Genomic DNA, 9256 nt, shown 5'->3' with positions numbered 1-9256 from the left:
CAGTCGCTGGTGCACCAGCGCTACAAGCTTAAGCGCAGCATCGTGGTGACCTCCAACCGGGTGGTGCAGGACTGGGGGAAGTACCTCGGCGACAACACCATGGCGACCACCATCCTGGACCGTCTGATGCACCGCGCGCACCTGCTGGAGTTCGAGGGGAAGAGCTACCGCTTGAAGGAGGCCGCCAGCCGTCTGACCGGCTTGGTCAAGCAGGGCGAGTCAAAAAATGACCCGGCTGCGGTCGATTAAACTACAATCCGACTGTCCTGCCTGGGGGAATTTGACCCGGCCAAGGGTGGGGGAATTTGAAGTGGCCAACGGGGCAATCTGCGCCATCTTTGAACCCGCCTCTAACCCCGCTAACGCCCCGGTGACCAGGTCGCGCCGGATAACTGCCAATTCTTCATTCAGCGCATCAATACTGGCTGCTCGTGCTTCGGAGGCTTCAACGGTGTCCCAAAGACCGTCATCGTTACGGGCCAAGTCAATGTAGTGCCAGAGCGATCGCACATCCGCATGCCCAGTCTTTATTCGAACTCGCTCGAGCAACGCTCGATAATCGGAGTCTGTGATAATTTTTTTTCCAGTGAGGTTGAACTCCTTCAGCAGCTTACGGACCTCAAGCGTTATAAACCTATGCCGGAACATCGAAAAGCAGACTTGCTGCCCGCGCAAACCAGCCTCGTTCCTGAGTTCTAGAAAATCCTTCTCCAGCGCCGAAAGTGTGAGCGGCATTCCAAACTGCCCTGGCTTAGTTCCAAGGAAGATCGCATCAGCACAGTCCGTCGCGACACCATGACTCCTGCATGCGGACTTCCAGCATTGAAGTGCGACGAGGTACCGGCGTACATTCTCAATTTGCGCACCATGCAAGACGAAAGCCCGAAGAGGCGGATCAATGCGTCGCCGCTTCAATGTCGGAATAAGAAGCGTGCCCTTGCCGTCCTTTTCGTTAGCAAGAACCGCTTCGAGATCTCTGCCTGTCAGCATCATCATTTCACCAGGCCGCAATCCCGTAGACTGCAGCAACCACAGGAGGAACCGGCGTCGCCCCCAGAGGTAGTCTACGCACGCGGCCGAAAAATCCTCATCAAGCCCGTGGGCCCGACGCGTCATTTCGTGCAACCTCTCCAGCGTGCCCTTAATTTCTATGGCATCTTCGAGTGCTTCAATCACCTGTCTTGAGACCGGTAGTTTTCGTTCCGTACTGACTGGCTCTGGCATGTACCGGTGTCCAAATTCAATTCGATGCAGGTGTTTACTCCAACGCTCTGTCACCGTGATAGAGGCGCCTTCACCTGCACGCCCTACCAGAGGCTTCGCACCACGATACAACGTTCTTTGAAACCAATCTAGGAAGCAGATGCAGCGGTGAACGATGTTCCTCACCGTATTGTTATTTCGCTTAGCTCCACCTGCCAGATCTCCACTCTTTTCATTGAGCAGCTCGCGTATGAAGATCTTGATATCACCGTCCGACAATTCTCCAAATGCTTTGCCCATTCGACTGCAATAGGTAACAAGCTGAGCAAGCTGAAAAGCATATGCCTGTGCACTCCCACCAGTCCACTCATAAGAATGCACAATCAGATACTGATTCACGGCGACGCACGGTTGGCCGCCTGGCCAATGTACGAAGGCGCCAGATGTGATCGTTTGCGTTGTGACATAGCGGCGATCACGTTCCTGAACGACGGCCTCCGGGATCTGAAAACCAGAGAGACGGAACACGCGTGAGCGATAGATGTTATTGTCCATGGCTATATCGATGTGACGTTATCAGGGCGAAGCGTCGCGAAGACCTCGGGCGCGAAGATTTTTGCGAACTTCTCATCGTGTTCGTTGAGAAGATTCGATAACCGTCTAGAACTTAGTTCGCCAATGCGGCTGTCCCTGGAAATCGCCGCGACGTCGCTCAAGAGCGCTACATACGCTGTGCTTTGCGCCACCATAGCCTTCTGCGTGTTCGAAAGCAGGTGCTCCAGCTCGCCAAATCGATGACGCAGCTTATCCACTTCACTTGCTTTACCCTGGCGCTTCTTCGGCGTCGCGAGGTATGCCTTGTAAATGCGGCGTCGAAAGTTGTCCAGGTATTGTCGCCCAGTACAGCCATTGAGCTGGGCAAAGGAAGAAAGAAGGTCGTCGGCATGCTTAAAAAGAGTGTTTCGGGAACCAATCGCTTCAATTTCCATCGCCGCATTTTCGAATTTTGCGAATGCATCAGCCGATCGGCATGCGCTCAAAAATGCTAGCGGAACATTCCCCATATCACGGGCGGCGCGCTCTAGTGCCATATGACGCATGCGCACCGCTCGTTGCCATTTAGTTAGATCACCAGATTGAGATAGTCGGCTCATTTCCTGCTCCCCTTTCGTAAGGCGACGCAAATCTTCCTCGATGGCCCGTCAGACTGTGCGAAGTATTTTTCAATATGGAACAAATTCTGCTCCTGCAGGGCCATGATGTACGTCCTGAGTTCTCGTTCTGATACCAGATCGAGGCTCTTAACATTGAAATGATCTAGAACGCGGTTGTACAACTCCGAAAACTCCGCTTCGCTTTTGGTAAAACCCGTCCTGGTTCTAAGGCGATCTCCTATATACAAAGCATCCAAGCTTTCCTCCGTCTCCCCAGGGAATTCAAGCGCGATGTATGCCTTGAGGTGCTCCACGTTGGTATGACCAGCTAGCTCGCTCGCGGCATCCATGACACTCTCCCGACCACTCCAGAACATAAGTAGCAATGTCCACTTTCGCAGCTCATGGATTCTGACGTACCAGCGCCTTCCGAGTTCGTCTGGGGGTAGGTTCACATGGTCACAAAATCGATCGAGATAGTGATCGAGGACGCGCGCGTGGATAGTCTTTCGCTCACCAAAATAGCGGCTCGGAAGAACAAACAGGCGGTCACGATAAAAGTCGTCACGCTCATCACATTGCGCGATCAAACCTGCACTAAGTCTCTGCATTTGCTTGATTGCTTTAGCTGCAATCGCAGGAATAGGCTTTGCCTCCGCTTCCGATTTAAACGGGCCCACAGTACGCTTCGCCAAGTCCGACTGAAGATAGTAGTACCCATTGAACTTCAGACAGTCCCGGCTCAGCATCGTGATTTCAGAACTGCGGGAAGGCTTCAAGGTCGCGACAATTACAACTATGGCGCCAACGAGAACTTCGATCGCCTCGTGTATCGTTGGAGCTCGGCGACGCCGCTTGAAATTGATGGTGCGCGTGCCTAACGATACGCGCCCAAACCCTTTTCCGATCGCCTTTAATTCGTCTGGAAGAGGAACGCTTTTTAGAATGTGTTTCAACCATTTATTTCGCGCTGACTGTTCGTCGGCGTATGGAGCTGTGAAACGCAAGACCGCCTCCATCGACCGAAGGAAATGCTCGACGAGTGCGTCTCCATAGTTCTCGACCCAATTTAATGCTGTGTCGAGGTACCTCATTCCGGTTTCAACTGGCATGAACGGTGTGCGCTTGATTTCGACGGAGTGCTTTCTCGCCAATGCTTTCAGTTCTTTGACATTGACTAATTCCGGACTAATGAGTCTATCCGGCAATTGCGGGTGGAGCCGAAGTATCACCTCGACTTCCCTCGCAAGCAATTTCGCCGGGCCGAATGATGTTGGTGTCCGAAGCGCTGCTTCGACCGTGACTGTTCTGTGTCCAGGGTACTCACGACTCCGATCATCACTAAGGAGCAGACCATGAGGGGCGTATACATTCGGTTCAAATTGGCGCAAAAACGCCAAGAAGCGGTCGGATGCGCTCGCTAGCGTCTCTTTTTCAATACCGAGGAGGTCGGCAAGAAATGCGCGTGAGATTCGTGTACCCGAGCGCGTTGAGTACGCACCCGCGCTTGTAAGCCACGCACATATAGGTTCCATAACCTTGCCCCCCAATTGAGTATTGAGGTCCAGCTCGGGAACAGTTTGTGATTCAAACGCCTCGATGTAAAAGCGCTCAAAGCATCGTTCGACTAAACAATTTGCCTCAGTCCAGCCCCCTTTACCCACTTGAGTGAATAGCTGCCTCAATGTTTGCTGGTCAAGAAGCGCGAATCCAAAGCGCTCTGGTGCTAGTTTTCCCTTGTGCAGGAAAAGCCAGATTGCAATGGACTTTAGCGTAATGCAGAAATGCGCCCATGTCGTAAGTGCAGGCATCTTTCCTGCATAGCCATCACGATAGAGGCATGCCGCGTCCTGAATGGTTCCAAGGATTATCGAATTCTGTTCATCGGTTAGCATCGAGCCGTTAGGAAGTCGGATCTGCCAGTTCACGTCGAGAGTGGATAGCCAAACTCCATTTTTGAAGCGGGTTTTCTTACCTGCTATAGTCTTCCAGACGGGAGATTTCCGATCATTTAGAAGCCAACTTGGTTGTTGGATCGCATCGTAAGGTCTTACGATTCGCAGATACTCGGACACACGTCTGCGGACTTCATCAATCTCGTTGAGGTTCAAAGGGCAGTCCAGTTCTGGTCGAACAGATGCCAATATCTTGTCGAACGATTTCATACAACCTCCCAGTTCGCGACGGCATCAAGCTCCACGCGTGATCCGCACGCATTTTTCAACGCGTTAATCGCGTTCTTGTGCGCAGCCCGTAAGAGCCCACCATTAGTGACACCCATAAGACGTTCGGCAACGTCAGGTTTTACGGCAATCGCGCATATCAATCGCGCTAGGTCACACAAACCATCGGTTTGCTCGACGATCGGATAGCGCCCCACTTCCCAATCAAGTCTCTTTTTGTAGAGGAGCGCGACGACGTCGGGAGAAATCACCACAGACAGCAGCCCGTCTACGGGAGACTCGCGACTGTCCGGTTCGTCTGTGGATATGCGGAAGCGGTATCCATACTTACGATAGATCTCGTCAGCCACGACCGAACTCCCTGGAGCGAAGTCATACGTCATCTGCGCGAGAAACCAGTTCAGTTCGTGGATAGCCGCCATGTCAGAAACACGTAAGCAGTAGTCTTTCCCAGCACAGGCAAGTAAGATCAAAATGTTTTGAAAACGACGAACAATTCGTTCGTTCCATATGCGCCGGATCTCCCTTGGAATGTAGTTCTCAAGCGCCACGCGATATGTATTGCCAAGCTTCAGTGAGACCAGTGCCAAGGACCCCGTTTCAAACCATGTCAGCAGACCCATCGTATTGCGGATCTTCGCAAAGTCGAGCGTTCCCCGAGTCAGGCCGATTTCTTCAAGCTGCGGGTAATAGCGCACCAGTGAATACTTGGTCCCGCCATTTAGCTGTCTTGCCGAAACCGCTGGAAGCCCGAGCTGCGCACCGGCGCTGCCAACGAAAAGGTGGCGCCAAAGCTTTGACCCAGACCGTTTCAGAAGTTCGCGAACAGGAGCGGTCACCCGTAAAATGTGCTTAATCACCCTCCCAGCTCTTTTGGAAAGGGTCGCGTACTTGCGACAACCGGCCCTAGGTTTATCGACGCTGAGCCTTAATCCACCCGCCCTGTCTGTTGCGAGGACAAATGAATTTCCTCGAACGTTTAGCAACCTTGCGGAAATGATTGACTCTGGATTGAGGTCAGGGTGTTCTCGAATCAGGATTGCGCAAGCCACTGCAATGTCTAATGGGCTCAGCACCCCCAAATAACGTAAGTACATTGACATGACCGTCTGCAGCTCCAGCTGGTGCGCGGTAAGGGAGCTGAGCTTGTAAAGTAGATCCTGCGACGTCGATGATTTTTTGCTTGCGAACCTTGCGTAGAAAGCAGGGTGACTAATAAGAGATTTGACTGAGAGACACCCAACATCGTTCGAAGTCCGCAATATGTGATCCATTACTGCCAGTGTGGCGGCTTCGCTTTCAGGTACATTAGGGTGCGTTGCCAACCCGGGCCTAAAGCCGTCAATGCATTCAAGGACAATGCTGTCGGGTCCCCATGAATGAGCCTTAGCGCAGCTTTCGACCCAAAGGATCTTTGATCGGACCAATTTTCGTCCGACGTGGCGGTCCTTAACCATGCGAAGCCAATAGTCATCAAGATGACAGCATAATGAATCGATCCGCGAACGCATGACTTGCTCGATCTTTTCGATCGCTTCGGCGTCGGTTGTCCAAAAGATGGGGCCGTAAAGTGTGCGCCCGACTGGAGCGCAATTTGTCGATAGGGCCGGGCCATCCCCAATGCTACGGGGCCAAAGCGCAGTGCCATTTGCGACGACCAGCCGTGGCAACGACGTCTTAGGAATCATCAAACCACGAGGAAGAACTCCTTCTTCACCCAGCATGCACAACCAACATGAGATGGTCTGATCCCACACGCGAGTCCTTGTCACAAGTGTGGCCTTGTAATAGCCAGTACTCAAATACCACATGTAGAAGTCGAGAATCAGCGCCTGGCATTCATCGAAGTGAACAGGTAAAACGTTGATTTTTCTCACTTGAAGAAATCGCCCAAAAGGCACAACTGAGCAGCGCAAATAGCCCGCTTGAGTCTTACAACGTTTGCCCTCAATGCGAGCTTTTGTGACCTCAAGGATTCTTCGGATCAATGCTGGTAAAAGATGTAGGAGAACGCTTAGATCAATCACTTGATCCTCGTGGCGGTCTGGATTTTCGAGATGGGCCGCAACACGACCTTGTGAGATTTCGATATGCATATTTTCCTCCTCTATGGAGCGTCTAAAGCCAAGTCATGGCAGACGCGTTGAACAGAGGCCGCCTTCGACATTTGAAAAGGCGAGCAGTGTCCTTGGCGGCCGACGGCCGTTGTAAAGAATTGCGGTGAGGAGGCAAAGCGGAGACGCACCACCGACGCTACTTGACAGCCGTCCGTGATAGTCATACAGTGAAGTCATTCGAGTGATTCACCGATCAACTTGTTTGATCTCGCAAAAGGCCACGTTTCCCGACGTGGCCTTTCGTTTTTTGCCCCTCGTAGGTTCTAATTCATGGGCATGGTTCATCCTCCATCGAAAGTAACCGTTCAATCGAACATAGGATTTCATCTGAAAGCACGGGCGCGCTCACGATGGCATGAGCGATCGAGCACCTGCGCTGCCCAACTCCTGGCGGGATTTGTAGCGTTCCTGATGCACATAGCGCCGCTGCCTTGAGTGCCGCGCGTTTTTCGTCATCAAGATTCAACGCATCTCCAAATTTCGCCAATATCTCCTTTTGTTTTGGCAATATCTGCCCACTCTCCAGTTTTGAGAGATAACTTACGCTGCAGCCTACCGTTCCAGCTACCTCGCGCAGCGTCAAATCCAAACTGCGCCGATAACCTCTGAGAAGGCGTCCAAATGAAGTGACCGGCAGGATAGAGGTCATTGATTTTCCAAATTCTGTCCTTAACCACTATAGTCCGAAATTTCAAGATTTGGAAAAATTTTATCGTTAAAAATCAAATACTTAATTCTTATCCGTTTAAATAAAAAACTAAATTTAAATTCCTTCACCGCTAAGGATTTTGCGTCAAAATATCGCCTTTCTGGCATGAAAAAGTATGGCCAGCTTGATTTCCTTGTGGCAATATCGGCAAATGTGTTTCCGAAAGGCCATCCATTCATCGCCAGTACTAACTACAATCGTGAAATCAGATCATCAAAACTCTGCATCCTATATGGGCGCGCTCTCAAGCAAGATTGAGGCTCACCTCGCTGAGCAACTGCGCGCTGCAATTCACCTCAAAAAGTTAACCGACGAGGAGCTCACCCGCATCTCTCTGCTAACGCCAAGGGATGCACAAGTGGAACGCACCCATGCTCTGGCAGATCATCACGGCTATATCACCGAACTGAATCAGCAATTACGCCAGTTGTCGAACCAAAGCGGATTTTTAAACGTGGCCGCAGCTCAGTTCAAAAAGTTCACGAAACGGTCGGAGATACGCAAAGCCCTCGAGGCACTTCAGGAAGCCGAGTTGCATTTCGACTCGCCAGCGGTAAGTGCAAGGCGCAGCGCAGAAATCCTTCAGCACAATTCTGGAGTGGCACTGGAAAAAAGTAAGATCCCAGAGAAGCAACAACGTGGCACCGAGCTTAAGAAAAAAATCGCTTCTTTAAATCTTCTGCAAAGCCATTCTACGGAAGTCATCGTCGCCGCCCGCAGCGACGCATGGAAGTGCACAACCTTTCCGCTGCGACTAGCGAACCTCGAAGAACTCCTTCGGCTCGAACAAATTGAGCAGGCAAGCGATTGTGTTCAAACGCTTCGGTTCCAACGCAAGCCGCCGGAAGATCAGTACAAAAAATGGATCGCCGAAGTAGCCGCGATACTGTCTGAAGCGGCTAGCTCGAATTCCGCGTTCACGGCATCCGCAAAGTATGCGCAAGTTGCGATGCGATCCATAGTCCTCAGTAAGCGCTCGTTAATCCAAAACGCGCAGGACTATCTTGAAGATCTAGATCTTCAAGAGCCCCAGGATCAGTGGCAAATCATTTCCAGCCTGCTGGTGAGTCCTTACCATTTCGAGAATGAGCTACTTTGGCCAATTTACTGGGCCATGTTCCAAGCAAGCCAAGAAATTGCAGACTCCCTCAAGGATACAAATCCACACGAGGACATCATCAATGGGAAATTGCCGGAGAAGCTTCATCAGCTACTTAAGCTCTGGGCAATGCCTAAGATTACCGCCATGGGATATCCCTTGGGGATGTCATACTTTGGTGCGCTCGAAATAGCGAGCACCGACGAAGAGACTAGGCTGGGCGCAGATTTTGGGCTATTAGTTGATATTGATCTTGGCGGCTTAAAGTGTAAGAAGATCGCTTTATTTCAAGCTAAAAAGGCGCAAGAAGGAAAGGCGAATGTAGGAAGCGAAAACGAGCAACTTCGTAAGCTCTTGGCGACATCTGGTCTTGGATACTACATGTTCTATCACCAGCGAGCATATCCACTTCGCCCGCAAGGACCAACTATTTGTCAGGCCAAAGACATTGCATCCCTCGACGTAATCCAAGCCAAAGACTTGGACTCGAGGTCATTGCACGTGCATGTTCATCAGCTTGGCTGGGATCTTATGTCGTTCATGTCGTTTGGCCTGTTCCTGCCCGATTCGGACATTGGCGTGACATTCGTTGACATTGACGATGCGCTAAACATAGCAGGGGGAGGTGATCCCCAAAATTTGCCTCGGTTCCTAAACGTCTATGCCCTCTCTGATAAGACTAGTGTCATGAGGTTGCGCGATCGTGTCGCTGAGAACTACAGGGAGCGTCAGCTCGAACAAGAGCTAAACAAATCGAAAGAGCGGGGACCGCGAATGCGTTAACTCCAACA

The 9256-nt window shown here is 51.4% G+C and carries 7 protein-coding genes; 2 read left to right on the top strand and 5 right to left on the bottom strand.

Annotation, left to right across the window (positions count from 1 at the left end; all coding sequences use genetic code 11):
* Window positions 1–249: ATP-binding protein (locus BUA36_RS29355; protein WP_167544353.1), on the top strand; the 249-nt coding region annotated here is incomplete at its 5' end.
* On the opposite strand, the gene BUA36_RS30575 is transcribed toward BUA36_RS29355, so the two are convergent.
* From BUA36_RS30575 to BUA36_RS29325, 5 genes are all read right to left on the bottom strand, one after another.
* Window positions 220–1758, bottom strand: a complete 1539-nt coding sequence (locus BUA36_RS30575) for a site-specific integrase (RefSeq protein WP_139260740.1) — start codon at window positions 1756–1758, stop codon at window positions 220–222. The genes BUA36_RS29355 and BUA36_RS30575 overlap by 30 nt on opposite strands.
* A 2-nt stretch (window positions 1759–1760) precedes the next feature.
* On the bottom strand, window positions 1761–2357 hold the full coding sequence (locus tag BUA36_RS29340) for a hypothetical protein (protein ID WP_139260739.1): 597 nt from the start codon (window positions 2355–2357) through the stop codon (window positions 1761–1763).
* Window positions 2354–4522: a hypothetical protein gene (locus BUA36_RS29335; RefSeq protein ID WP_139260738.1), complete on the bottom strand. Its 2169-nt coding sequence runs from the start codon at window positions 4520–4522 to the stop codon at window positions 2354–2356. Before BUA36_RS29335 ends, BUA36_RS29340 begins: the two co-directional genes overlap by 4 nt.
* Window positions 4519–6636, bottom strand: coding sequence for a hypothetical protein (locus tag BUA36_RS29330; RefSeq protein ID WP_072790926.1), 2118 nt, complete (start codon window positions 6634–6636; stop codon window positions 4519–4521). The genes BUA36_RS29335 and BUA36_RS29330 overlap by 4 nt, the downstream gene beginning before the upstream one ends.
* Before the next feature lie 289 nt (window positions 6637–6925).
* Window positions 6926–7306, bottom strand: a complete 381-nt coding sequence (locus tag BUA36_RS29325) for a helix-turn-helix domain-containing protein (RefSeq protein WP_072790923.1) — start codon at window positions 7304–7306, stop codon at window positions 6926–6928.
* 175 nt (window positions 7307–7481) lie between these two features.
* Here BUA36_RS29325 and BUA36_RS29320 point away from each other — a divergent pair, with 175 nt between their 5' ends.
* Window positions 7482–9248 carry a hypothetical protein gene (locus BUA36_RS29320; RefSeq protein WP_139260737.1) on the top strand — a complete coding sequence of 589 codons (1767 nt, stop codon included), beginning with the start codon at window positions 7482–7484 and terminating at the stop codon, window positions 9246–9248.
* Window positions 9249–9256: the final 8 nt, after the last annotated feature.

Origin of the sequence: Duganella sacchari, from assembly GCF_900143065.1 — a bacterium.
GTDB classification, from domain to species: domain Bacteria; phylum Pseudomonadota; class Gammaproteobacteria; order Burkholderiales; family Burkholderiaceae_D; genus Rugamonas; species Rugamonas sacchari.
Note: the sequence above shows the minus strand (reverse complement) of the source record. Positions and strands in the feature narration are given on the sequence as shown.